Annotated in this window: 22 protein-coding genes; 12 read left to right on the forward strand and 10 right to left on the reverse strand. The window is 59.2% G+C overall.

Going from position 1 to position 22111, the window contains the following annotated elements; genetic code table 11:
* Positions 1–156: 156 nt before the first annotated feature.
* Positions 157–561 (reverse strand): hypothetical protein, encoded by a 405-nt coding sequence (locus ABID12_RS00825; RefSeq protein ID WP_106306769.1) that lies wholly within the window; start codon positions 559–561, stop codon positions 157–159.
* A gap of 573 nt (positions 562–1134) precedes the next feature.
* Here ABID12_RS00825 and cyoA point away from each other — a divergent pair.
* The 9 genes from cyoA to nrdF all read left to right on the forward strand — a co-directional run bounded on the left by cyoA (position 1135) and on the right by nrdF (position 11022).
* On the forward strand, positions 1135–2244 hold the full coding sequence (gene cyoA / locus ABID12_RS00830; protein ID WP_354432713.1) for a ubiquinol oxidase subunit II: 1110 nt from the start codon (positions 1135–1137) through the stop codon (positions 2242–2244).
* Positions 2241–4223 (forward strand): cytochrome o ubiquinol oxidase subunit I, encoded by a 1983-nt coding sequence (cyoB, locus tag ABID12_RS00835; RefSeq protein WP_106306775.1) that lies wholly within the window; start codon positions 2241–2243, stop codon positions 4221–4223. The genes cyoA and cyoB overlap by 4 nt, the downstream gene beginning before the upstream one ends.
* The gene (gene cyoC, locus ABID12_RS00840) at positions 4220–4825 is read left to right on the forward strand and encodes a cytochrome o ubiquinol oxidase subunit III (RefSeq protein ID WP_319518323.1); all 606 of its coding nucleotides are present in this window, start codon (positions 4220–4222) and stop codon (positions 4823–4825) included. Before cyoB ends, cyoC begins: the two co-directional genes overlap by 4 nt.
* Positions 4822–5295, forward strand: a complete 474-nt coding sequence (cyoD, locus tag ABID12_RS00845; RefSeq protein WP_354432714.1) for a cytochrome o ubiquinol oxidase subunit IV — start codon at positions 4822–4824, stop codon at positions 5293–5295. The genes cyoC and cyoD overlap by 4 nt, the downstream gene beginning before the upstream one ends.
* A gap of 324 nt (positions 5296–5619) precedes the next feature.
* Positions 5620–6375: an SURF1 family protein gene (locus tag ABID12_RS00850; RefSeq protein WP_354432715.1), complete on the forward strand. Its 756-nt coding sequence runs from the start codon at positions 5620–5622 to the stop codon at positions 6373–6375.
* 693 nt (positions 6376–7068) lie between these two features.
* The gene (gene nrdH / locus ABID12_RS00855; protein ID WP_106307328.1) at positions 7069–7290 is read left to right on the forward strand and encodes a glutaredoxin-like protein NrdH; all 222 of its coding nucleotides are present in this window, start codon (positions 7069–7071) and stop codon (positions 7288–7290) included.
* A gap of 134 nt (positions 7291–7424) precedes the next feature.
* Positions 7425–7826 carry a class Ib ribonucleoside-diphosphate reductase assembly flavoprotein NrdI gene (gene nrdI / locus ABID12_RS00860; RefSeq protein WP_106306787.1) on the forward strand — a complete coding sequence of 134 codons (402 nt, stop codon included), beginning with the start codon at positions 7425–7427 and terminating at the stop codon, positions 7824–7826.
* 29 nt (positions 7827–7855) lie between these two features.
* Positions 7856–10027, forward strand: a complete 2172-nt coding sequence (gene nrdE / locus ABID12_RS00865; RefSeq protein ID WP_354432948.1) for a class 1b ribonucleoside-diphosphate reductase subunit alpha — start codon at positions 7856–7858, stop codon at positions 10025–10027.
* Positions 10028–10044: 17 nt separating this feature from the next.
* A complete protein-coding gene (gene nrdF, locus ABID12_RS00870; protein WP_106307334.1) occupies positions 10045–11022 on the forward strand; it encodes a class 1b ribonucleoside-diphosphate reductase subunit beta in 978 nt (325 codons plus the stop codon).
* Positions 11023–11283: 261 nt separating this feature from the next.
* Here nrdF and ABID12_RS00875 read toward each other — a convergent pair whose 3' ends face one another.
* The 7 genes from ABID12_RS00875 to ABID12_RS00905 all read right to left on the reverse strand — a co-directional run bounded on the left by ABID12_RS00875 (position 11284) and on the right by ABID12_RS00905 (position 16891).
* Positions 11284–12261, reverse strand: a complete 978-nt coding sequence (locus ABID12_RS00875) for a TRAP transporter substrate-binding protein (RefSeq protein WP_354432716.1) — start codon at positions 12259–12261, stop codon at positions 11284–11286.
* A 27-nt stretch (positions 12262–12288) separates the two neighbouring features.
* On the reverse strand, positions 12289–13569 hold the full coding sequence (locus ABID12_RS00880) for a TRAP transporter large permease subunit (RefSeq protein ID WP_354432717.1): 1281 nt from the start codon (positions 13567–13569) through the stop codon (positions 12289–12291).
* Positions 13566–14084: a TRAP transporter small permease gene (locus tag ABID12_RS00885; RefSeq protein WP_354432718.1), complete on the reverse strand. Its 519-nt coding sequence runs from the start codon at positions 14082–14084 to the stop codon at positions 13566–13568. The genes ABID12_RS00880 and ABID12_RS00885 overlap by 4 nt, the downstream gene beginning before the upstream one ends.
* Before the next feature lie 216 nt (positions 14085–14300).
* A complete protein-coding gene (locus ABID12_RS00890) occupies positions 14301–14633 on the reverse strand; it encodes a putative antibiotic biosynthesis monooxygenase (RefSeq protein ID WP_354432719.1) in 333 nt (110 codons plus the stop codon).
* Positions 14634–14725: 92 nt separating this feature from the next.
* Positions 14726–15610 (reverse strand): NAD(P)-dependent oxidoreductase, encoded by an 885-nt coding sequence (locus tag ABID12_RS00895; RefSeq protein WP_354432720.1) that lies wholly within the window; start codon positions 15608–15610, stop codon positions 14726–14728.
* Positions 15607–16125, reverse strand: coding sequence for a gluconokinase (locus ABID12_RS00900; RefSeq protein WP_354432721.1), 519 nt, complete (start codon positions 16123–16125; stop codon positions 15607–15609). Before ABID12_RS00900 ends, ABID12_RS00895 begins: the two co-directional genes overlap by 4 nt.
* 1 nt (position 16126) lies before the next feature.
* Positions 16127–16891: an SDR family oxidoreductase gene (locus tag ABID12_RS00905; protein ID WP_354432722.1), complete on the reverse strand. Its 765-nt coding sequence runs from the start codon at positions 16889–16891 to the stop codon at positions 16127–16129.
* A 227-nt stretch (positions 16892–17118) separates the two neighbouring features.
* On the opposite strand from ABID12_RS00905, the gene ABID12_RS00910 reads away from it, so the two are divergent.
* Positions 17119–18153 (forward strand): L-idonate 5-dehydrogenase, encoded by a 1035-nt coding sequence (locus ABID12_RS00910; protein ID WP_354432723.1) that lies wholly within the window; start codon positions 17119–17121, stop codon positions 18151–18153.
* A 102-nt stretch (positions 18154–18255) separates the two neighbouring features.
* Here ABID12_RS00910 and ABID12_RS00915 read toward each other — a convergent pair whose 3' ends face one another.
* Entirely contained in the window at positions 18256–18675 is a 420-nt protein-coding gene (locus ABID12_RS00915; protein ID WP_354432724.1) for a GlcG/HbpS family heme-binding protein, read from the reverse strand.
* Between the two features lie 29 nt (positions 18676–18704).
* Positions 18705–19694 (reverse strand): LacI family DNA-binding transcriptional regulator, encoded by a 990-nt coding sequence (locus tag ABID12_RS00920; protein ID WP_319519762.1) that lies wholly within the window; start codon positions 19692–19694, stop codon positions 18705–18707.
* Between the two features lie 387 nt (positions 19695–20081).
* Between ABID12_RS00920 and ABID12_RS00925 the strand changes: the two genes are divergently transcribed.
* Both ABID12_RS00925 and ABID12_RS00930 read left to right on the forward strand, forming a co-directional pair.
* Positions 20082–20954, forward strand: coding sequence for an NAD(P)-dependent oxidoreductase (locus ABID12_RS00925; protein WP_354432725.1), 873 nt, complete (start codon positions 20082–20084; stop codon positions 20952–20954).
* Between the two features lie 85 nt (positions 20955–21039).
* Positions 21040–21987 carry a 2-hydroxyacid dehydrogenase gene (locus ABID12_RS00930; protein ID WP_354432726.1) on the forward strand — a complete coding sequence of 316 codons (948 nt, stop codon included), beginning with the start codon at positions 21040–21042 and terminating at the stop codon, positions 21985–21987.
* The last annotated feature ends 124 nt before the right edge of the window (positions 21988–22111 follow it).

A 22111-nucleotide genomic window follows, 5' to 3' on the forward strand; every position in this document is an offset into this window, starting at 1 on the left:
GCTAAATCATGACAGCGGAGTCGAACGGATTTTTGACATTGAAGGCGGTTGAGACATGAAAATCAACCGCTCGAATGTGAAAAGCCATCGGCGAAAGACACAGGAAACCGCGCGCCGGAGGGCGCGCGGTTGAGGCATTCGGATCAATGAGTTCGTTCAGCCGGCGGTGTGCGGCGTGGGATGGTGCTCGCGTTTGTGGGCGACCACCATGAAGTAGATGAACACGAACGGGATCGCGCTCCAATAGGCGACCGACGTGTCGTGGCCCATATTGCGGGCGCGAAATGCGGTGAAGCGTCCGAACGCAAGGCCGGGCACGATCGCATAGATCGACAGGCCCATATAATAGGCGGTCGAAAGGGCCATGCCTTCGCTGCCGATGGATTCACGCGGAAATGCGAACTCCAGAAGATAGGAAATCACCAGATTGATCACGAAAATGAAGCAGGCGCGCAGGAAGTAGTCCCGGCGGTCGTACTCCCTGGCCTCACGGGTCAGGTAAACCCCCAGCAGCACGCCGATGGCGCTTGTTACATATGGAAAGAAAAACAGGCCTGACATCACGTCTCCTCCTCGAAACGATTGTGTGCAGTTTGTCGCATGTGGCGTATTGTCGCACATAACCCCGCGCCTATGCAACTCCCGGCAAAACCGGGCCTTTCATTTGTGCGCGCCGGATGTTGAACAGGCTGTCGGATGAATACTGAAAGTCGATGCTGCGCTGCAGCAAAACCGCAGTCCTGGGCGACAATACTCCCGCACTGTTCTTTTGAGCGAGATCAATGAAGGCGGCTGAAATCGCCGCCGCCGCCGTCGGCAAACCTGCCGATTGCCAATTTACGTGGCATTTTTCACGCATTACGCGCAAAAAAGAGGCGGGCAGGTGACGTGAATGCGGCCTTGTGCCAAAATGCCACAGGACGGCAACGCTTCATTTTTGCTCTGATTGCGATTAAGAGACCGTCAGAGATGACACCTCCGTGCACACAGGCAGGGGGCTGTCTATTAAGGAAATGCCTGCATTACGCGTTCGGCCGCCGCGGGGCGATGGGTTGGGGCCGGCAGGCATTTTATCGACAATCAAGTCTGGATTATCCGCGCAATCCGGCGTCATTGTAGAGAATGAAGGCGATTGTGAACTTTTTCAAGTTATTGAAACCGGCGCTGCTTTTGCCGCTTGCGCTGCTGTTGTCGGGCTGTCAGCTCATTCTTCTCGACCCGGCCGGCTGGGTCGCCAATCAGGAGCGCGATCTTCTGATCGCCTCGACCGTGCTGATGCTCGTCATCATCGTTCCGGTCCTGGTACTGGCCGTGTACATCCCGTGGCGCTATCGCGATAGCCGCAAGGCAACGGATGATTACGATCCCGAGTTCGAGCATTCGTCGCTGTTCGAGGCCTTCATCTGGGGCGTGCCGGTGCTGATCATCATCGCGCTCGGCGCGCTGACATGGATCTACACCCACAGGCTCGACCCCTACAGGCCGCTGGATCATATCGCCGGCGAACCGCTGGAGATCGAAGCCGTGTCGCTCGACTGGAAATGGCTGTTCATCTACCCTGAACAGGACATGGCCGTCGTCAACCAGCTGGTCATCCCGACGGACCGCCCGGTCAACCTGAAGCTCACCTCCAGCTCGGTGATGAACACCTTCTCCGTGCCTGCCCTTGCCGGCATGATCTACACCATGGCCGGCATGGAAACGAAGCTGCATCTGGTGGCTGAAGAAGCCGGCCAGTATTACGGCCGTTCGGCCAACTATTCCGGCCCCGGCTATGCGCATATGGATTTCGAGACATTCGCTGTTTCCGAAGACGAGTTCGACAACTGGGTCAACACGGTCAAGACCTCTTCCAACACGATGAGCGACGAGACCTATCTCCAGCTTGCCAAGCCGACGGTTGCCGACAGCGTGTCCTATTATAACGGCGTGGCCGACAACCTCTTCGACAAGATCGTCGGACTGTGTGTCGAGCCGGGCAAGGTCTGTATTGGCGACATGATGATGCAGGACATGATGGGTGGCGGCGGCCTGCAGGGCGTTAACACCAAGGACCAGTACATCTACGACGAATTCCCGCCGGGCGAAGGGTTCGACCAGCATGAATTCGACGAGGTGCTCCACGCCAACCCCGATGAGCCGACGAAGGGTCCGGTCAACGTCAAGAACCCCGACCAGACCGTGACCAATATTTCCGGCGGCGACGATGCGTCGAACGCTTCAGAACCCGTGAGGCAGCAATGAGATCTGAAATCTGGAACATCATATTCGGTAAACTCACTTGGGATGACATTCCCTACGACGTTCTCATTCTCGATTTCACCTTTGCGGCAGTCGTCATTGCCGGTCTGGCGGTTTTCGGACTGATTACCTATCACCGTAAATGGGCCTATCTGTGGAATGAGTGGTTTACTTCGGTCGACCACAAGAAGATCGGTATCATGTATATCGTGCTGGCGCTGGTGATGCTGTTCCGCGGCTTTACCGATGCCTTCATGATGCGCACCCAGCAGGCGATTGCCGCCGGCGGGGCGCAGGGCTATCTGCCGCCGCACCATTTCGACCAGATCTTCACCGCCCACGGCACGGTCATGATCTTCTTCTTCGCCATGGCCTTCCTGGTCGGCGTGATGAATATCGCCATGCCGCTGCAGATCGGCGCGCGCGACGTTGCCTTTCCGTGGCTGAACAATTTCTCGTTCTGGATGACGGTGGCCGGCGCGATCCTGCTCAACGTGTCGCTATTCATCGGGCTTCTCGGTCGTACCGGCTGGCTCGCCATGCCGCCGCTTTCGGGCATTGCATACTCGCCCGATGTGGGGGTCGACTATTATATATGGTCGCTACAGATCGCGGGGATCGGCACGACGCTTTCGGGCGTCAACATGATCGCCACGATCCTGAAAATGCGCGCGCCGGGCATGACCATGATGCGCATGCCGGTGTTCACCTGGACCACGCTTGCCGCCAACGTCCTGATCGTCGCCGCCTTCCCGGTGCTGACGGCAACGCTGGCCATGCTGGCGCTCGACCGCTATCTCGGCATGCACTTCTTCACCAATGACATGGGCGGCAATCCCATGCTCTACGTGAACCTGATCTGGATCTGGGGGCACCCGGAGGTCTATATCCTGATCCTGCCCTGTTTCGGCATCTTCTCCGAGGTGGTCGCGACCTTCTCCGGCAAGCCGCTGTTCGGCTATCGCTCGATGGTCTATGCGACCTCCTGTATCCTGGTGCTGTCCTTCGTGGTCTGGCTGCACCACTTCTTCACCATGGGGTCTGGCGCCAGCGTCAACACCTTCTTCGGCATTGCCACGATGGTGATTGCGGTGCCGACGGGGGCCAAGATCTTCAACTGGCTGTTCACCATGTACCGCGGGCGTATCCGGTTCGAGACGCCGATGTACTGGACGGTCGGCTTCCTGATCACCTTCACCATCGGCGGCATGACCGGTGTGATGCTGGCCGTTCCGCCGGCCGACTTCCAGCTGCACAATACGCTGTTCCTGATTGCCCATTTCCATAACGTCATCATCGGCGGCGTGGTCTTCGGCCTGATGGCGGGGTATCAGTACTGGTGGCCGAAAGTCTTCGGTTTCAAGCTCGACGACAAGTGGGGCCGCCGCTCCTTCTGGTTCTGGTGCATCGGTTTTTACGTTGCCTTCATGCCGCTTTACGTTCTCGGCCTGATGGGTGTGACCCGCCGTCTGCAGAGCTATACGGATACCGGCTGGCAGATCTATTTCATCGTTGCCTGTATCGGCATGCTGCTGATCGGCTGTGGCATCGCCTGCACGGTCATTCAGCTGGTCGTGACCATCAAGAACCGCGACAAGCTGAAATGCGGTCCCGATCCGTGGAACGGCCGCACGCTGGAATGGGCCACCGCTTCGCCGGTGCCTGCCTACAACTTCCCGCAGGATGTTGTTGTGACCGGTCGTGACGCCTGGTGGCAGATGAAGAAGCAGGGCTTCAAGTGGTCGACGGATTATGAGCCGATCCATATGCCCAAGGGCACCTGGGCCGGCATCGTTCCCGCCTTCCTGGCGCTGGTGCTGGGTTTCGCGCTGGTCTGGCACATCTGGTGGCTGGTCATTGCCAGCTTCCTCGCTGCCGTCGGCACGATCATCTATCACACCTTCAATTTCGATCGCGACTTCTACATTCCGGCCGAGGAAATCGCCCGTGACCAGGAGAAGGCCAAGGAGGCTTATGCATGACGATCGCTGATCAGACGGGCGATACGCATCACGAAGAACACGCCCACAGCAGCCCGACACAGCTCGGCTTCTGGATCTACCTCATGAGCGACTGCCTGATCTTCGGCACGCTGTTTGCAACCTATGCCGTGCTGGGCCGCTCCTATGCGGGCGGTCCCTCGCCGGCCAACCTGTTCGAGCTCGATTTCGCGCTCATCGAAACGGCGCTGCTGTTGTTTTCCTCGGTCACCTTCGGCATGGGCATGCTGCGGATGGACAAGGGCGACAAGGCCGGGCTGATGAAGTGGCTGGTTGTTGCCGGGCTGTTCGCCATCGGCTTTCTGGCAATGGAAGTCTACGAGTTCCATCACTTCATCGAACTCGGCGCCACCCCGGATCGCTCGGCGTTTCTGTCGGCCTATTTCACTCTGGTCGGCACGCACGGCCTGCACGTGACCTTCGGTACGATCTGGCTGATCGTGCTGCTGGTTCAGATTTCGCGCAAGGGTCTGAACGAGGCGACGCGCCGGCGCACCGCGACATTGTCGATGTTCTGGCACTTCCTCGATCTGGTCTGGATCGGCGTGTTCTCGCTCGTTTATCTCACGGGAGTGGTTCTATGAGTTCAGCCAACGAACATGTATCCCACGAAAGCCACGGTCACGACGGTCACGGGCACGGCAGCTTCAAGGCACTGATGACGGGCTTCGGTCTGGCGGCCGTTCTCACCATCATTCCCTTCGGTCTGGTGATGGCGGATGCGATCACGAGCAAGAGCTTTCTGATTGCGGTCATCATGATCTGTGCCGCCGCCCAGATCCTGGTGCATCTGAAGTATTTCCTGCTTTTGAGCAGCCAGCAGGAAGAAGGCTGGACCATGGCGTCCTCGCTTCTGGCGCTGATCCTGCTTCTGATCGTGCTGGCCGGCTCGCTGTGGGTCATGCACAACATGAACGCCTACATGATGCCCCTGCCGGAAAGCGGCTATACCTATCTCGACGATGGCACCATTGTCTGCGCCACACCCGAGATCGCCCAGCAGTTGCGCGATGCCGGCGTGACCGGAAACATCATCGTTCAGGGTCAGCAGTAAGGCCTCGTCCTCGTTGTCAGGACAGGAAAAGGAGCATGGCGGTTATCGGTCTTGCGACGCCATGCTCTCAACATCTTGATGCGTCATCCTCGGGCTTGACCCGAGGATCCAGTGTCCTGTCTCCACGACGGGACCGGGCTATTCAGATCGCGTGTTTCTGAAAAGCCAATTTCTTTTTCGCGGAAAGGCTGACTGGATGCTCGGGTCGAGCCCGAGCATGACGCCGAAAGATGCATTCCGGCCCAAAAATGTCTTTCATTCCTGCACCTGAGCTTCATTACAAAACATTGTCAGGACGCTTCAGGTTCGAAAGGTGCTTTCCCAATGGCTGCTTCTTCATCCAGAACACGTCTGATCACCATCACCGCCATTGCCGCGGTGATCTTTTCCGGGTTCGTCGCGCTCGGCGTCTGGCAGGTCTATCGCCTGCAATGGAAACTCGACCTGATTGCCGCTGTCGATGCGCGGGTCGAGGCGCCGGCAGTGCCCGCGCCGGGGCCTGACACATGGCCCGAGATCACCCGTGACAAGGACGCCTACCGGCATGTGACGGTGACGGGCAAACTTCTGAACAGCCAGGAAGTGCAGATCTATTATTCGACCGAGCTTGGGCCCGGCTTCTTCGTGATGACGCCATTGCTGCGGCCGGATGGCACCTATGTGCTGATCAATCGCGGTTTCGTGCCGGAGGAAAAGCGGGACCCCGCGACCCGCACGGCGCCGGAAGGCGAGGTGACCATCGACGGTCTGCTGCGCATGTCGGAGGACAAGGGCTGGCTGTTTTCGCGCGCCAACGATCCTGAAAACGGCAATTGGTACCGGCGTGATGTGCAGTCGATCATGGCGACCAAGGGCCTGCTTCCGGCAGCGCCCTATTTCATCGACGCCGACAATACGGCCAATCCGGGCGGCTATCCGATCGGCGGGCTGACCGTGGTGAAGTTCCGCAATGCCCATCTCAGCTATGCCCTGACATGGTTTGCCATGGCGCTCGGTACCGCGTTTTTATACGGGCTGGTGCTGCGCTATGAAGGTGTCTGGGGCACCCGCCGTCCGCCGCAGGACGACGACGACGAATAGCGCCGGTTTTCGCCGGTCAAGCGCTACGCGCGGCCGCGCCTGTTTTCTGAGCCGCATATCACCAGCTTTTTTGCGTGGCTGTGGAAAGTGCTGAAGAATAGCCGCGTGTATGCGTGTTCAATCCTGGGTTGGTAGCCGTCGCCCGGGATATGCAGGCATCTTTGCCGCCGTCGACATTCATGTCAGATCGATTCGCCAGGTTGCCGCTGTTTGTTTTCAAAAGCGGCACGCCTGCGCAGGCTGTTATTTCCCCTTTACTAAAAATTAACGCTGTATGTGGAAAACATCCCCACGTCGCACTATATATTGTGAGTTCGGGCATTTCAGTTCGCATATATTGTGTTATGGTGATTCTATCGAATCAAGCTGATGCGTCAGCAGCGTCCGGTTTTCAGGTTTTTGAGTCTTCAATAGCATATGTCGAAGCGGTGCTCGCCCGAGAGCTGCGCGACCTGTGCCGACTTGTCGAGGGCCAGAAAATGCAATCCGGTCAATGCGTTCGAGGAGATCGTTGAGAGACGGTGGCGAAGACGGTTTACAACCGCAGCTGTCCTGTTCGGCGGATGCCGGCGACGATCGGATCCGGGGTCATCCTGTTGGTTTTGCAACAGGCCTGCCCTTCAGATGCGCGGAAAGGCGCCGTGGTTTTGCCGGCGGCGCTTTTTTGAGAAAAATGATTATGCGAGGATAACGATGAAGATCACTGTCTATTCCAAACCGGCTTGCGTGCAGTGCAATGCAACGACCCGCGCACTGGAGCGCAAGGGCCTCGACTACGAGATTGTCGATGTGTCGGTAGACAACGACGCCTATGATCATGTCGTCGGCATGGGTTATCGCCAGGTTCCGGTTGTCGTTGCCGGCGAACAGCACTGGTCCGGTTTCCGTCCGGACATGATCGGCGCCCTCGCCTGAACAGAACATTCCGGCCGCGCTTCTGCGCTGCGGCCGGCAATTTGCGCGTGACCGCAGGCAGGAATGCGGTCCGGTGATTGGACAAAGCGGCGGCGCGTCAGAAAGGCGCGCCGCACTGGTGAAGAGGTAAGGGGATGACGGGCATGCTCGTCTATTATTCCAGCGCAACGGGCAATACCCACCGTTTCGTCTCCAAGACGGGGCTTCCGGCAAGGCGGCTTTACCCGCAGGGCGACACGGAAACGGTGGACGAACCCTATGTGCTGGTGGTGCCGACCTATGCCGGCGGCGATGGCAAGGGGGCTGTGCCGAAGCCGGTCATCCGTTTCCTCAACAACCCGGAAAACAGGGCGCTTCTGAGAGGCGTCATCGCCTCCGGAAACACCAATTTCGGAATTACATACGGTGTCGCAGGCGACATCATCGCGAAGAAATGCAGCGTACCGTACCTCTATCGTTTCGAGCTGCTCGGGACTGAAGAGGATGTCAACAACGTCAGACAGGGACTGGAAGAGTTTTGGAAACGGCAGAACTGAGGATGGCCGCAAGCGCCGAGGAAGAGACCGTGCAGGATACCGCCACGGAAACCAAGACCGCTGAAAAGGGCGCCGCCAAGACCAAGGCGGCGACGCTGGACTATCATGCGCTCAACGCCATGCTCAATCTCTATGACGAGAACGGGCATATCCAGTTCGACGCCGACCGGATGGCGGCCAAGCAGTATTTCCTGCAGCATGTGAACCAGAACACCGTGTTCTTCCACAATCTGCGCGAAAAGCTCGATTACCTCGTTGATGAGGGCTATTATGAGCAGGAAGTGCTGGACCAGTACGCGTTCAATTTCGTGCGCGACCTGTGGGATCATGCCTTCGACAAGAAATTCCGCTTCCAGACCTTCCTCGGCGCGTTCAAATATTACACCGCCTACACGCTGAAGACGTTTGACGGCAAACGCTATCTGGAGCGTTACGAGGACCGCGTGTGCATGGTGGCGCTGGCGCTGGCCAAGGGCGACGAGGCGCTCGCAACCGCGCTGGTCGATGAAATCATCGCCGGCCGTTTCCAGCCCGCAACGCCCACCTTCCTCAATGCCGGCAAGAAGAGCCGCGGCGAGCTGGTTTCCTGCTTCCTGCTTCGAATCGAAGACAATATGGAAAGCATCGGCCGCTCGATCAATTCGGCGCTGCAGCTTTCCAAGCGCGGCGGCGGTGTGGCCCTGTCGCTTACCAATATCCGTGAATCCGGCGCGCCGATCAAGAAGATCGAAAACCAGTCCTCCGGCGTCATTCCGGTGATGAAGCTGCTGGAAGATAGCTTCTCCTATGCCAACCAGCTGGGCGCGCGTCAGGGTGCGGGTGCGGTTTATCTGAACGCGCACCACCCCGACATCATGCGCTTTCTCGACACCAAGCGCGAAAATGCCGACGAGAAGATCCGCATCAAGACGCTGTCGCTCGGCGTTGTCATTCCGGATATCACCTTCGAACTGGCGAAGAACAACGAGGACATGTACCTGTTCTCGCCCTATGACGTGGAGCGCGTCTACGGCAAGGCGATGTCGGAAGTCGAAATCTCCAAGCACTATCGCGAGATGGTCGACAATTCCGAGATCCGCAAGAAGAAGATCAACGCCCGCGCCTTCTTCCAGACGCTGGCCGAACTGCAGTTCGAAAGCGGTTATCCCTATATCCTGTTCGAGGACACCGCCAACCGCGCCAACCCGGTCGAGGGCCGGATTTCGATGAGCAATCTCTGCTCGGAAATCCTGCAGGTCTCCGAGGCTAGCGAATTTCGCGACGACCTGTCCTACAAGCATCTCGGCAAGGATATTTCCTGCAATCTCGGCTCGATGAACATCGCCATGGCGATGGATTCATCCGATTTCGGCCGCACCGTCGATACCGCGATCCGCGCGCTGACGGCGGTCTCCGACATGAGCCACATCTCCTCCGTGCCGTCGATCGAAAAGGGCAATGACGAAAGCCACGCCATCGGCCTCGGCCAGATGAACCTGCATGGCTATCTCGCCCGCGAACGCATCTTCTACGGTTCGGAAGAAGGCGTCGACTTCACCAACATGTATTTCTACGCCGTGACCTATCATGCGCTGAAGGCGTCGAACCGGATTGCCGTGGAGCGTGGCGTTTCCTTTGCCGGCTTTGAAAACTCGAAATATGCCAGCGGCGAATATTTCGACAAATACACCGAGCAGGACTGGGCGCCAGCGACTGAAAAGGTGCGCGATCTGTTCGAAAAATCCGGCATCGACCTGCCGACGAAGGAAGACTGGCTGGCGCTGAAGGACGCGGTGATGAAGGGCGGTCTTTATAACCGCAACCTGCAGGCCGTGCCGCCGACGGGGTCGATCTCCTACATCAACAATGCCACAGCCTCGATCCACCCGATTGTCTCGAAGATCGAAATCCGCAAGGAAGGCAAGATCGGCCGCGTCTATTATCCCGCGCCGTTCATGTCGAACGACAATCTGGAATACTACCAGGATGCCTACGAGATCGGGCCGGAAAAGATCATCGACACCTATGCGGCTGCCACCCAGCACGTCGATCAGGGCCTGTCGCTGACGCTGTTCTTCCGCGACACCGCCACCACGCGCGATGTCAACAAGGCGCAGATCTACGCCTGGAAGAAGGGCATCAAGACCATTTACTACATCCGTCTTCGGCAGATGGCGCTTTCGGGCACCGAGGTCGAAGGCTGCGTTTCGTGCAGCCTGTGATGAAGGGAAACAGAACCGTGAACATGCAGACAAAACCCGCCATCGCCGTGCCGCGCGCCGTCAACTGGAACCGCATCGAGGACGAGAAGGACCTGGAAGTCTGGAACCGTCTCACCGGTAATTTCTGGCTGCCGGAAAAGGTGCCGCTGTCGAACGATATCCCGTCATGGGCGACGCTGAAGGAAGACGAGCAGCAGCTCACCATCCGTGTGTTCACCGGCCTGACGCTGCTCGACACTATCCAGAACACGGTCGGTGCGATTTCGCTGATGCCGGATGCCGTGACCCCGCATGAAGAGGCGGTACTGTCCAACATCTCCTTCATGGAAGCGGTGCATGCGCGCTCCTATTCGTCGATCTTCTCGACGCTGTGCTCGATGGCCGAGATCGACGACGCCTATCGCTGGTCCGAGGAAAACTCTTTCCTTCAGGAAAAGTCGCAGCTCGTGCTGCAGGAATACCGCGCCACCGATCCCTTGCGGAAAAAGGTCGCCAGCGTTTTCCTCGAAAGCTTCCAGTTCTATTCGGGCTTCTATCTGCCGATGTACTGGTCGAGCCGCGCCAAGCTGACCAATACCGCCGACCTCATCCGCCTGATCATCCGCGACGAGGCCGTGCATGGCTATTATATCGGCTACAAGTTCCAGGAAGGGCTGAAGAAGGTCAGTGAGGCAGAGCGCCAGGCCATCAAGGACTTCGCCTTCGGTCTGCTGTTCGAACTTTACGACATCGAGTCGAAATACACCGAGCAGCTCTATGATTCAGTGGGCCTGACCGAAGACGTCAAAGCCTTCCTGCATTACAACGCCAACAAGGCGCTGATGAACCTCGGTTACGAAGCGCTGTTTCCGCCGGAAGCCTGCAAGGTCAACCCGGCCATCATGTCCGCACTCTCACCGAACGCCGACGAGAACCACGACTTCTTCTCCGGCTCCGGCTCCTCCTACGTCATCGGCAAGGCGGTCTCGACCGAAGACGACGACTGGGATTTCTGAAAAAGCACGGACAGTGCAGATGACATCGAAAAGGCGGCCTTTGCGGGCCGCCTTTGGCTTATGGCCAAACCGCTCATACCTCGGTTTGACCGGAGGCGTCAGAGAGCTGTTTGCTCGATGGCTTGCGCGGAAGGGATGTTTGGGCGGGGTGGACAACAAATCAACCCCGGACCAGAGGCCCGGGGTTTTACGTGAGGGTGTCAGGACGTTGCGGAACGGGGTTGCGCAGCCATTACCTGAATGAGGGCGCGTGTTTGCGCGTTATTTCGACGTGACGGCCTGGACCTTGTTGACGAGTTCGTCGCCGTATTTTGCGGTAAACGTATCCCAGACGGGACGAACGGCTTTCTGGAAGGCGGCGTGGTCGACGTCATCGTTGACGATCATGCCGTTGCTTTCCAGATCGGCGATCATCGCGGCATCGCCGTCTTTCGACAGCTTGCGTTCGTAATCGATGGCGTCCTTGGCCGCCTTCATGATGATGGCCTGCTGATCTTCGGACAGGCTGTTGAACTTCTTCTCGTTCATGGCCAGAACCAGCGCCGCATAGGAATGGTTGGTCAGCGACAGATATTTCTGCACTTCGTAGAACTTGAAGGACTGAACGATGGTGATCGGGTGATCCTGTGCATCAACGACACCGGTTTCCAGCGCGGTATAGAGTTCCGCCACCGGGATCTGCTGCGGGTTGGCCTTCAGCAGCGCGAACATCTCGTTGAGCGCTTCTGAATTGTTGGTGCGCATCCGCAGGCCCTCGAGATCCTTCGGCTCGACAATCGGGCCGCGGTTATTGGTGATCTCGCGGAAGCCGTTTTCCGGATAGCCGAGAACCTTGAGGCCGAAATTCTCAAATTTCGCAGAGGCTTCCTGACCGATCTCGCCGTCATAGACTTCGTAGGCCTGGTCACGATCGGTGATCATGAACGGCAGCATCAGGCCGCCGAGTTCGGGCATCATGCCGGTGAAGTTGTTCAGGCCGCTCATGGTGATATCGATGATGCCGGAGCGTGTTCCGGTGATCATCTGGGAATCATTGCCGAGCTGTCCCTGCGGAAAGATCTGCACCGTGATATCGCCGTCCGACATGGTCTTGACGTCTTCGGCAAAGCGCTCGGCCAGCTTTTGCTGCAGGTCGCCCTGCGGTGCTGCATGCGCCAGCTTCAGCGTCGTGGCATTGGCCGAAACCGTGCCGGCGACCAGCATGCCGACGGCAATCAGGCCTGTTGTAAAACGTTTCATTTCATATCCTCCGTAGAAAGTGAGAAGTCAGCCCGCGATCCATCCGAGTGGAACCGTGATCAGTTGCGGTACAAGAATGAACAGGATCAGCACGGCCACATAGACAGCTATGAATGGCAATACACCTCCGACTGCGTCCTGAACGCGGGTTTTTCCAACGCCGCAAACAACGTTGAGAACCGTACCGACCGGCGGCGTAATAAGGCCGATACAGGTATTGATGACGAACATCAGTCCGAAATAGACAGGGTCGATGCCGGCTTCCTTGACCACGGGCATCAAGAGCGGCACGAGGATCAGAATGGTGGGGCTCAGATCCATCACCATGCCGACCAGCAGCACCAGAACCATGATCGCAGCCATCAGCAGGCGGGGGCTGTCGACAAGCGGGCCGAGAATGACGGCGAGCTGTTGCGGCAACTGCGCGACGGTGATCAGCCAGGATGCGACCATTGCCGCACCGACCAGGAACATGACCATGGCCGTGGCGCGGCCGGAACTGAGCAGGACCCGGTAGAATTTCGCAAGCGTGAGCTCGCGATAGACCAATGCCGAGACCAGAATGGCATAGACGGCGGCGACAACGGCGGCTTCGGTGGGCGTGAAGATGCCGAAGCGGATACCGCCGACGATGATCAGCGGCAGGATCAACGCCCAGACCCCATCCTTGAGGGCGGCGCGGCGTTCTTCCTTCGGCGCCTTTTCATGGGTTTCCAGCTTTTCGTTACGCAGCAGGAAAGCCCATGTGCCGATCAGCGCCGTGCCCATGATCAGGCCCGGCACAATGCCGCCGAGGAACAGTTTGGCAATCGAGATATTGCCCGCAACACCCATGATGATCAACGGCAGGGACGGGGGAATGACCGGGGCGATGATGCCGCCGGCGGCCAGAAGACCGACCGAACGCTTCTGCGGGTAATTGGCCTCGCGCATCATCGGATAGATGATCGATACCAGCGCTGCGGCGTCCGCCACGGCCGAACCGGACAGGCCGGCAAGCACGATCGATGTCAGGATCGCGACATAGCCGAGCCCGCCCTTGCGGTGACCGACATAGGCCATGGCAAGGCGGACGATGCGCCGGGACAGGCCGCCGGTGGACATGGTTTCGCCGGCGACCATGAAGAAGGGGATGGCGAGCAGGGGAAAACTGTCGACGCCGTTGACCAGCGACTGGGCGAGAATGTCGACGCTGAACAGATGCATGTGCAGCATCAGGCCGACGGAACTCAGCAGAAGCGCAAAGGCGACAGGAACACCAAGCAGGATGGCGCCGATCAGAACGGAAAGAAACAGGACGAGGGTCATTGTACATTCTCCCCGGCATTTTCGGCGTCGGGGCCATAATCGGGCGCCGCATTGCGCGGATCGATCAGGCGCAGGAGAGCAATGCCGGCCATCAGCACGCCGCCGATGACACCGGCCAGATAGAACATGCCGACGGGAATGCCGCTCATCGGGGAGATGTTGTCCCAGTTCGCGACAACCTGCGGGGCGGCACCCAGAACGAGCATGATGCAACAGCCCAGAATGACGGCGTTGACGAAGCGCCGCAGCCAGAAGCGCGCTTTCGGAAACACAGCCTCGGCGATGTCTGCAAGGGCAAGATGCTCGAAATTGCGAAGGCAGGTGGCCGCGCCAAGCATGATGACCCAGACGAACAGAAGCCTTGAGATTTCGACCGACCCCAGAATGCCGCTGGAGAAGCCGTAGCGCAGAACGACATTGGCAAACACCAGAACAATCATGACCACAAGTGCAAGTGCGATCAGCGCATCAATAATTCGCCAGCCAATACTGACGATCCGGGTGAGCATGCTCATTTCCAGGTACCTCCCTGAACTCTCCAGTTTTGTCTCGCAGAGACATGTTATCGATAACAAACCTCTGCGGAATTGTCCCGTCTTTTCTGGCCTTCCAGGCATAAAGTTTGGACTTTTCGACGTGAAAATATCCGAAGCTTTTGGCGCTCCCGCCCGGCTGCATAGGTGCTTTTGGCCGGGTTCCCGGTCCGTCAGAAAACGCGGACGCGGCAAGCGTCACGCCGGTGCGTATTGGTCGCCGTCGAAGACGTGATGGTGAACGCGGCCGGTGAACATCTCCAGAAGCCCCTGGGTCACGTCGCGGCTTTGATAGCGCACATCGGATTCCAGCGCTTTGGCGACAGCGTCAAGACTGTCATAGCGCACCGCCATGACGAGCGCATATTCGGGCGCGCCATCGTCGCGTTCGACGCTGAAATAGACCTGCAGGTCCTGCGCGCCGGGGAACTGGCGCCAGAGAGGCACCAGTTTTTCCGTCACGTAAGCGCGAAATTCGGCCTCGCGGCCTTCATTGATCCTGCCTTCGAAAAGGGCGTAGCGGATGATCATTCAAGTGTCCTCCCTGAAAAGCCGCGTTAGCGCGGTCAGGCGCTGGGAATGGAGAAAGGCGCACCCTTTCCCGGTTTGTCATGCCGGCCGGATCATTCCGGCCGGGTTGTACCGTCGAGCAGGCGCATCATTTCGGCAGAGTCCTTCGGACCCAGACCCGCGGCGACCAGAAGACGGTGAATTTCGGTCACCTGACCGGTCATCGGCAGCGGCGTGCGGGTCTTCAGCGCAAAGGATTGCAGGCTGTCGAGATCCTTCAGCATGTTGTCGATGCGACCTGTCGGGGAGAAATCGCGGGCGGCAAACTTGCCCATGAATTCCTGCATGATGTTGCTGTCGGCCCGCCCGCCGGCAAGCGCCTGCGGAATGCTGGCCGCATCGACGCCGCCGGCCTCGGCCAGCTTGACCGCCTCTGCAACCGCCTGAAACTGGACGGCGCAAAACAGCTGATTGATCAGCTTTGTTGTCTGTCCGGCACCGCTCGGGCCCATCAGGGTGTAGTTGGCGCAAAGATCGTCCATGACGGCGCGCGCGCTTTCGAAATCGTCCCTTGTGCCGCCGGCCATGACGGTCAGTCGCCCTTTCGCCGCACCCGGCGCACCACCGGAAAGCGGGCAGTCGACCCAGCCCATGCCGGTCTGCGAAAGCAGCTGTCGGGACATCTCGGCGGTGGCCTTCGGGTCGATCGATGACATGTCGATCAGCAGCTTGTCTCCGCTTGCGGCTTCGGCGACGCCGTCCTTGCCGAAAACGACGGCGTTGACGATGTCGGCGTGGTTCAGGCTCAGGATCACGAAGCGGGAAGCCGCAGTTGCCTCTTGCGGGCTTGCCGCAGCCGTCGCGCCGCGTTCCACCAGGGCTGCGACCTTTCCGGCATCCAGATCCGAAACGGTCAGCCTGTGTCCCTTTTCCAAGAGGCGCGTGGCAATGGCGGTGCCCATGATGCCTGCGCCGATGACGGCGATTGCCTCGGTCATTGTCGGTCTCCTTGTTCCGCTTTCACAAAGGCGAGGGAGGCCTCGGCAATCTTTTCCGGTTTCAGATCGCAATCGAGTGTCAGGACATCCGGCTCGCCGTTGGTGGCTTCCAGCGTTGCAAGCTGACTGTCAAGCAGGGAGACCGGCATATAATGGCCGGGTCGGTTGGCCATGCGCCTGGCAAGCACATCGCGCTCGCCCTTCAGGTGGATGAAGCGCAGTGCCGGGCCGGCGCGCTGTCTCAGAAGATCACGATAGCTTTTCTTCAGCGCCGAGCAGGCAACGATAACGCCGTTGTCATCGCCCGCCGTGGCAAGCGTCTGGCCGACCAGTTCGAGCCACGGTTTGCGGTCGTCATCGTTGAGCGGAATGCCGGCCCGCATTTTCTCCACATTGATGTCGGGATGCAGGCTGTCACCCTCGACGAAACGGGCGGCGAGCGCCTCGCCAAGGGCGCGGCCGGCGGAGGATTTTCCGCAGCCGCTGACCCCCATGACCACGATAGCGGTTGTCATCTCACACGCTCACAGTGATGCCGCCGTCAACGGCAAGGACATGGCCGTTGACGAAGGATGATGCCGGCGAGGCCAGATAGACCGCAGCGCCGACGAGTTCCTCGACGTCGCCCCAGCGTCCCGCAGGGGTGCGCTTTTCCAGCCATGCGGTGAATTCGGGATTATCGACCAGCGCCTGATTGAGCGGGGTCTTGAAATAGCCGGGCGCGATGCCGTTGATCTGCAGTCCGTACTTGGCCCAGTCGGTGCACATGCCGCGTGTCAGATTGCGCACGGCGCCCTTGGTGGCGGTGTAGGGGGCGATGCCGGGACGGGCAAGCTCGCTCTGCACCGAGCAGATGTTGATGATCTTGCCGCTGCCGCGCTTGATCATGTGGCGCGCTACCGCCTGGCCGGTGAAGAAAACGCCCGAAATATTGGTCTCGAGAAGGCGGTGCCATTGTTCTTCGGGGAAGTCTTCGAGTGGCGTGCGATACTGGATGCCGGCATTGTTGATCAGGATTTCGATCGGCCCAACCGCGTCCTCAATCGCATCGACACCGGCGTCAACCGCTTGTTTATCGGTAACATCAAACACCGCTGAATAGGCCTTCACGCCCTTTTCGGCAAATGCTTTCACGGCCGCTTCCGCACGCTCGCCATTGCGGTCGTTCACGACAGGTATAGCGCCCTGATCGGCGAGCCCGGAAATCAGCGAATGACCGATTCCCTGGCTGGAACCCGTTACAAGAGCGAGCTTTCCGTTAAGCTTGAACATATCGGACATTGGCATTCTCCTACCCTGTGGCCGGCGCGCTTTAATGGGTGATCCGCTGGTGCGCGGAAATATATGCGCCGTCTCCGAATGTTCTTGACTTAACTGTTATCGATAACATAATCAACATTAAAATCGGTCCCGGACAAAAATCGTCGGGCAGGACATTACAGGCGGGGCGAAAACCGGTCTCCGATTTCCGGAGCCGCGCCGAACAACGCTTATCAAGGGAGGCAGTGATGAAAGCTGCAATCATCCACGCGGCCAAGGACCTGCGCATAGAGGACATCGCACCGGAAGCGGCCGGTCCCGGTCAGCTGGAAATCAGGATCGGTGCCGGCGGTATCTGCGGTTCCGATCTGCACTACTATAACCACGGCGGCTTCGGTGATGTGCGCGTTCGCGAACCGATGATCCTGGGACACGAGGTGGCCGGAACGGTCACGGCGCTTGGTGCGGGCGTTGACGGGTTTGCGGTCGGTGATCGCGTTGCCGTTTCGCCGTCACGGCCCTGCAATAGCTGCGAATACTGCTTGAAGGGGCTGCAAAACCACTGCATCAACATGCGCTTTTACGGCAGCGCCATGCCGATGCCGCATATTCAGGGCGCGTTCCGACAAAACCTGGTCGCCGAAGCCTGGCAGTGCCACAAGGTTGCCGATACCGTTTCGCTTGGCGAAGCCGCAATGGCGGAGCCGCTTGCGGTCACCCTCCATGCGGTTTCCCGCGCAGGATCGCTTCTGGGCAAGCGGGTTCTGGTGTCCGGCTGCGGCCCCATCGGGGCGCTGTGCATTGTGTCTGCCCGCGCGCATGGTGCGCGTGAAATCGTGGTCACCGACGTCATGGACGACGTTCTGCCTTATGCGGAAGCTGTCGGCGCCAACCGGGTGATCAATGTTGCCAAGGACCCGGAAGCGCTGTCGACCTATGCGGCCGGCAAGGGATCTTTCGATGTGATGTTCGAGGCATCCGGCAATGCCCGTGCCTTGGCCAGCGGCCTTCAGGCTCTGCGCCCGCGCGGCGTTCTCGTTCAGCTCGGCCTTGGCGGCGAAGTTGGTCTGCCGCAGAACATGGTGGTCTCCAAGGAGATCGAGATCCGCGGTTCGTTCCGCTTTCACGAGGAATATGGTCTGGCCGTCGATCTCATCAATCAGGGCAGAATCGATATCAAGCCTCTGATTTCGCAAACCTATCCGCTCGACGACGCGGTTTCGGCCTTCGAAACCGCCAGCGACCGGTCGAAATCGATGAAGGTGCAGCTGGCCTTCGAATAGAAAGTGCCGGCCCTGTCGCTTTTTCCATCGATGAAGCGACAAGGCTGTCTTTTGCATCTAAGATGCGGCCCCGCCTTCGGGCAGGGGCCTTGCGTCGGATATTCAGACCGGGTCGGCGCCAATTGCGGCAAGTGCTGCCCGGGCGACGATGATGTCCTGATCGCCGGTGCCCGAGCCGATGCCGATGCCGCCGGCCAGCAGGCCGTCAAAGCGGATCGGAAGGCCGCCCTTGAGATTGATGACGTCGCCTTCGGTGGCGATGGCCGCCGTTATCGCAAAGTCCGGCGCCATCTGCCCGGTCGGCCCATTGATCGAGGCTGCGGTTACGGCCTTGGCCCGCGCCGTTTTCATCGAGGTGAACTTGGCGCCGTCCATGCGGAAAACGGTCAGCGTTTCACCGCTCTGATCAACGATCACGACATTCTGCGGAACCTCGATTTCTTCTGCCTTGGCAACAGCTGCGGCTAGGGCGGTCATGACGCCGCTGTGGCTGAGGGCGACGGCTGGGCGGGTGTGGGACAATTCGCTTTCCTTTCGTGAGTGATGAACGGTCACGTGCTTTCGCGCAACAACACCTTATAGGGCGTCAGGATCAGTTCGTCATTGCCGGCTTCGTCACCGGCAATCTCGCGCAGCAGTTTTTCGGCCGCAAGGCGACCGATATCGTGGCAACCGACATTCACCGTGGAAATGCGCGGATGGCAGAAGGCGGAAATCTCGTAATCGCCAAATCCGGCAATCGCGATATCTTCGGGGACCCGGATATTGCGCCGCTGGCATTCCATCAGCGCGCCGAAGGCAGAGAGGTCGGAGACGCACAGAACCGCCTCGGTATCCGGCCAGCGCTCGAGCATCGAGACAATCGCCTGGGCGCCCTGCTCGATCGAAATGGGGGGCACGCCGAAGGAAATCAGCCGTCCGGGTTCCAGATCCAGTTCCTTGATGGCATTCAGAAAACCGATCTTGCGCATATTGCCGCGGGTGTCGCGCGTGCTGGTGCCGCCGATATAGCCGAATTTCCGGTATCCCTTGGCTGCCAGCGCCTTGACCATGTCGCGCATCACCGCGCTGTTGGAAAATCCAACGACGCTGTCGATCGGTTCCTCGGGAATTTCCCAGGTCTCGATCACCGGTATTGCGGAATTGACCAGCATGCGCCGGGCGCTCAGCGTATGCGCACCGCCGGTCAGGATAATGCCCTCGGGGCGGCGCTGAAGCATGGACTGGATCAGCTGTTCTTCCTTGTCCGGCGAATAGTCGGTATAGCCGAGCAGCAGTTGCAGTCCCGTTCCTTCCAGCGTTTCGGTAATGCCGCGTGCCGTTTCGGAGAAGTTCGAATTGTTGAGGGAGGGGACGAGGGCGGCGACGAACCCGGTCTTGCGCGACGACAGCGAGCCCGCCGACTGATCGAGAACATAGCCGAGCTCATCAACCGCTTCGAGGATGCGCTTTCGCGTCTCGCGGGAGACGTGGCCGTCTTTCTTGAGTGCCCTTGAAACCGTCATCGTCGAAACACCCGCCAGCCTGGCGACGTCCGCCATGGTTGGGGCGCTTTGCGGCCGCGCGACGTTTTTCTGGCCGTTTTTCACTTTGTCTTTTGCCAAACCGAATTTCCGTAAACGGTCCCCTGCTGCTGAACCATGGGCCTGCGGCTGTGCGCGCCGCCTGATCTTCTGGTCAGGGGGCGGCCAGCTGTCAATGAAGCATAGCCTTCGCCCCCAGAAGATGCCGGAACCGTAGCCCCGATTTCCCAGGTTTGAGAAGGCTTTGTCTTGACGTTTATAACATATCTGTTATCGATATCATAGGTCTTTGTTACCACTGTTTCCGCAACATCGTTTTCGGGTGGTCATATCGGAATGGCTTTGACCGGCGGACAGGGCGCAGGTCATGTTGAACAGTCTGAGAATCACGCGGCTGAGGATATTATGAAAATAGCATTTCTGGGAACCGGGCTCATGGGCGCACCGATGGCGCTTAACCTGATCAAGGCGGGCTTTCCGGTCACCGTCTGGAACAGGAGCCCCGGCAAGACGGATGCCCTGTCGGAAGCCGGCGCCACAGTGGCGACGACACCCGCCGGCGCTGTTGCGCAGGCCGATGTTGTCATCACCATGGTTTCCGATGGCTCCGCCGTTGACGACCTGCTGTTCGGGCAGGGCGTCGCGCGCAACATGCAAGCCGGCGCGACGGTGATCGACATGAGTTCGATCAAGCCTGCCGAAGCGCGTGAGCACAGCCGCAGGCTGGCTGAAATGGGCATCCACCATATCGATGCGCCGGTCAGTGGCGGAACGAAGGGTGCGGAAGCCGGCAGTTTGGCCATCATGGCGGGCGGCGAAGACGCGGTGTTTTCGCCGCTATTGCCGGTTTTCGAGGCCATGGGGCGGGCCATCCTGCTCGGGCCTTCGGGAAGCGGCCAACTGGCAAAGCTTTCCAATCAGGCGATTGTCGCCATCACCATCGGTGCCGTGGCGGAGGCAACGCTGCTGGTGCGCGAAGGCGGCGTCGATCCGGCCCGGTTCCGTGCCGTCCTGCAGGGTGGCTTTGCCGATTCCGTTATCTTGCAGCAGCATGGTGCGCGCATGCAAAACAGCGATTTCACGCCCGGCGGACGCTCTGCCTTCCAGCTCAAGGATCTGGAAAATGTCCTGGCGGAATGCCGGGAGATGGGCATTTCACTGCCGCTGACCACGCTTCAGCGTGACCGGTTTGCAGATCTTGTCGAGCGCCTCGACGGCGCCGATCTCGATCATTCCGCCTTGTTCGTCGAACTTCTCGACCGCAACAATCTGTCCTGAAGACAAGGGCCGTCCGCTTTTCGGCAGGCGGCCTTTGCTTCCGGCGTTTATGATATCGATAACATATAATCAAAGGAAAACACCCATGTCCAAAGTCGAAATCCTTCAGATCGGCGCCTATCAGAGCTGGGACGACGAAAGGCTCAATGCGCAATTCACCATGCGGCGCTATTACGAGGCCGAAGACAAGCAGGCCTTCGTCAAGGAGCATGCGGCCAATATCCGCGGCATTGCCACCCGCGGCGAACTGGGTGCTGACCGGGCGCTGATCGAAGCCCTTCCCGCCCTTGAGATCATCAGCGTCTACGGCGTCGGCTATGATGCCGTTGACCTTGATGTCGCCCGCGAACGCGGTATCCGCGTTACCAACACGCCGGATGTGCTGACCAAGGATGTCGCCGATCTCGGTGTTGCGATGATGCTCTGCCTGTCGCGCGGCGTCGTCGGTGCCGAGGCATGGGTGAAAAGCGGCAACTGGGCAGAAAAGGGGCTTTATCCGCTGATGCACCGCATTCACGGCAAGCGCGCCGGTGTGCTCGGTCTCGGCCGCATCGGCTACGAAGTTGCCCGCAGGCTTTCCGGTTTCGACATGGATATTGCCTACAGCGACGTGGCGCCGAAGGATTTCGCCGCCGACTGGACATATGTCGAGACGGCCGAAAAGCTGGCGGAAAATGTCGATTTCCTGTTTGTCACGCTGGCGGCATCCGCCGCAACGCGCCATATCGTCGACAAATCCGTGATCGAGGCGCTGGGACCGGAAGGCATGCTGGTCAACATTTCACGCGCGTCGAATATCGATGAGGAAGCGCTGCTCGATGCGCTTGAGGGCGGAAAGCTCGGCTCGGCAGCGCTTGATGTTTTCGATGGCGAACCGAATATCAATCCGCGGTTTCTGGCGCTCGACAATGTCCTGCTGCAGCCCCATCACGCCTCGGGGACCTATGAAACCCGCAAGGCGATGGGCAAGCTGGTGTTCGACAACCTTGTGGCCCAGTTTGACGGCAAACCCTTGCCGACGCCGGTGCTCTAAGCGGCACGGTAAGCGCCCCGGTGCCGCCACTATCGTCCCGAAGCGTCGGGCGAAAAAGCCTTTACCGGCTTTTCGTTACCCGACGCGCCGGGGGTAAAAACGGACCGTCGGACGATGCTCGTCA

It is taken from the genome of Martelella mangrovi (assembly GCF_040545495.1).
In the GTDB taxonomy this organism is placed as follows: domain Bacteria; phylum Pseudomonadota; class Alphaproteobacteria; order Rhizobiales; family Rhizobiaceae; genus Martelella; species Martelella mangrovi.

Coding starts and splice junctions, on each gene's coding strand:
- ABID12_RS00925 (WP_354432725.1), top strand. CDS start 20,082: ATGAAAATAGCATTTCTGGGAACCGGGCTCATGGGCGCACCGATGGCG.
- ABID12_RS00900 (WP_354432721.1), bottom strand. CDS start 16,125: ATGACAACCGCTATCGTGGTCATGGGGGTCAGCGGCTGCGGAAAATCC.
- cyoB (WP_106306775.1), top strand. CDS start 2,241: ATGAGATCTGAAATCTGGAACATCATATTCGGTAAACTCACTTGGGAT.
- cyoD (WP_354432714.1), top strand. CDS start 4,822: ATGAGTTCAGCCAACGAACATGTATCCCACGAAAGCCACGGTCACGAC.
- nrdH (WP_106307328.1), top strand. CDS start 7,069: ATGAAGATCACTGTCTATTCCAAACCGGCTTGCGTGCAGTGCAATGCA.
- ABID12_RS00875 (WP_354432716.1), bottom strand. CDS start 12,261: ATGAAACGTTTTACAACAGGCCTGATTGCCGTCGGCATGCTGGTCGCC.
- cyoC (WP_319518323.1), top strand. CDS start 4,220: ATGACGATCGCTGATCAGACGGGCGATACGCATCACGAAGAACACGCC.
- ABID12_RS00880 (WP_354432717.1), bottom strand. CDS start 13,569: ATGACCCTCGTCCTGTTTCTTTCCGTTCTGATCGGCGCCATCCTGCTT.
- ABID12_RS00910 (WP_354432723.1), top strand. CDS start 17,119: ATGAAAGCTGCAATCATCCACGCGGCCAAGGACCTGCGCATAGAGGAC.
- ABID12_RS00885 (WP_354432718.1), bottom strand. CDS start 14,084: ATGAGCATGCTCACCCGGATCGTCAGTATTGGCTGGCGAATTATTGAT.
- ABID12_RS00825 (WP_106306769.1), bottom strand. CDS start 561: ATGTCAGGCCTGTTTTTCTTTCCATATGTAACAAGCGCCATCGGCGTG.
- ABID12_RS00905 (WP_354432722.1), bottom strand. CDS start 16,891: ATGTCCGATATGTTCAAGCTTAACGGAAAGCTCGCTCTTGTAACGGGT.
- ABID12_RS00930 (WP_354432726.1), top strand. CDS start 21,040: ATGTCCAAAGTCGAAATCCTTCAGATCGGCGCCTATCAGAGCTGGGAC.
- ABID12_RS00920 (WP_319519762.1), bottom strand. CDS start 19,694: ATGGCGGACGTCGCCAGGCTGGCGGGTGTTTCGACGATGACGGTTTCA.
- ABID12_RS00895 (WP_354432720.1), bottom strand. CDS start 15,610: ATGACCGAGGCAATCGCCGTCATCGGCGCAGGCATCATGGGCACCGCC.
- ABID12_RS00890 (WP_354432719.1), bottom strand. CDS start 14,633: ATGATCATCCGCTACGCCCTTTTCGAAGGCAGGATCAATGAAGGCCGC.
- ABID12_RS00850 (WP_354432715.1), top strand. CDS start 5,620: ATGGCTGCTTCTTCATCCAGAACACGTCTGATCACCATCACCGCCATT.
- nrdI (WP_106306787.1), top strand. CDS start 7,425: ATGACGGGCATGCTCGTCTATTATTCCAGCGCAACGGGCAATACCCAC.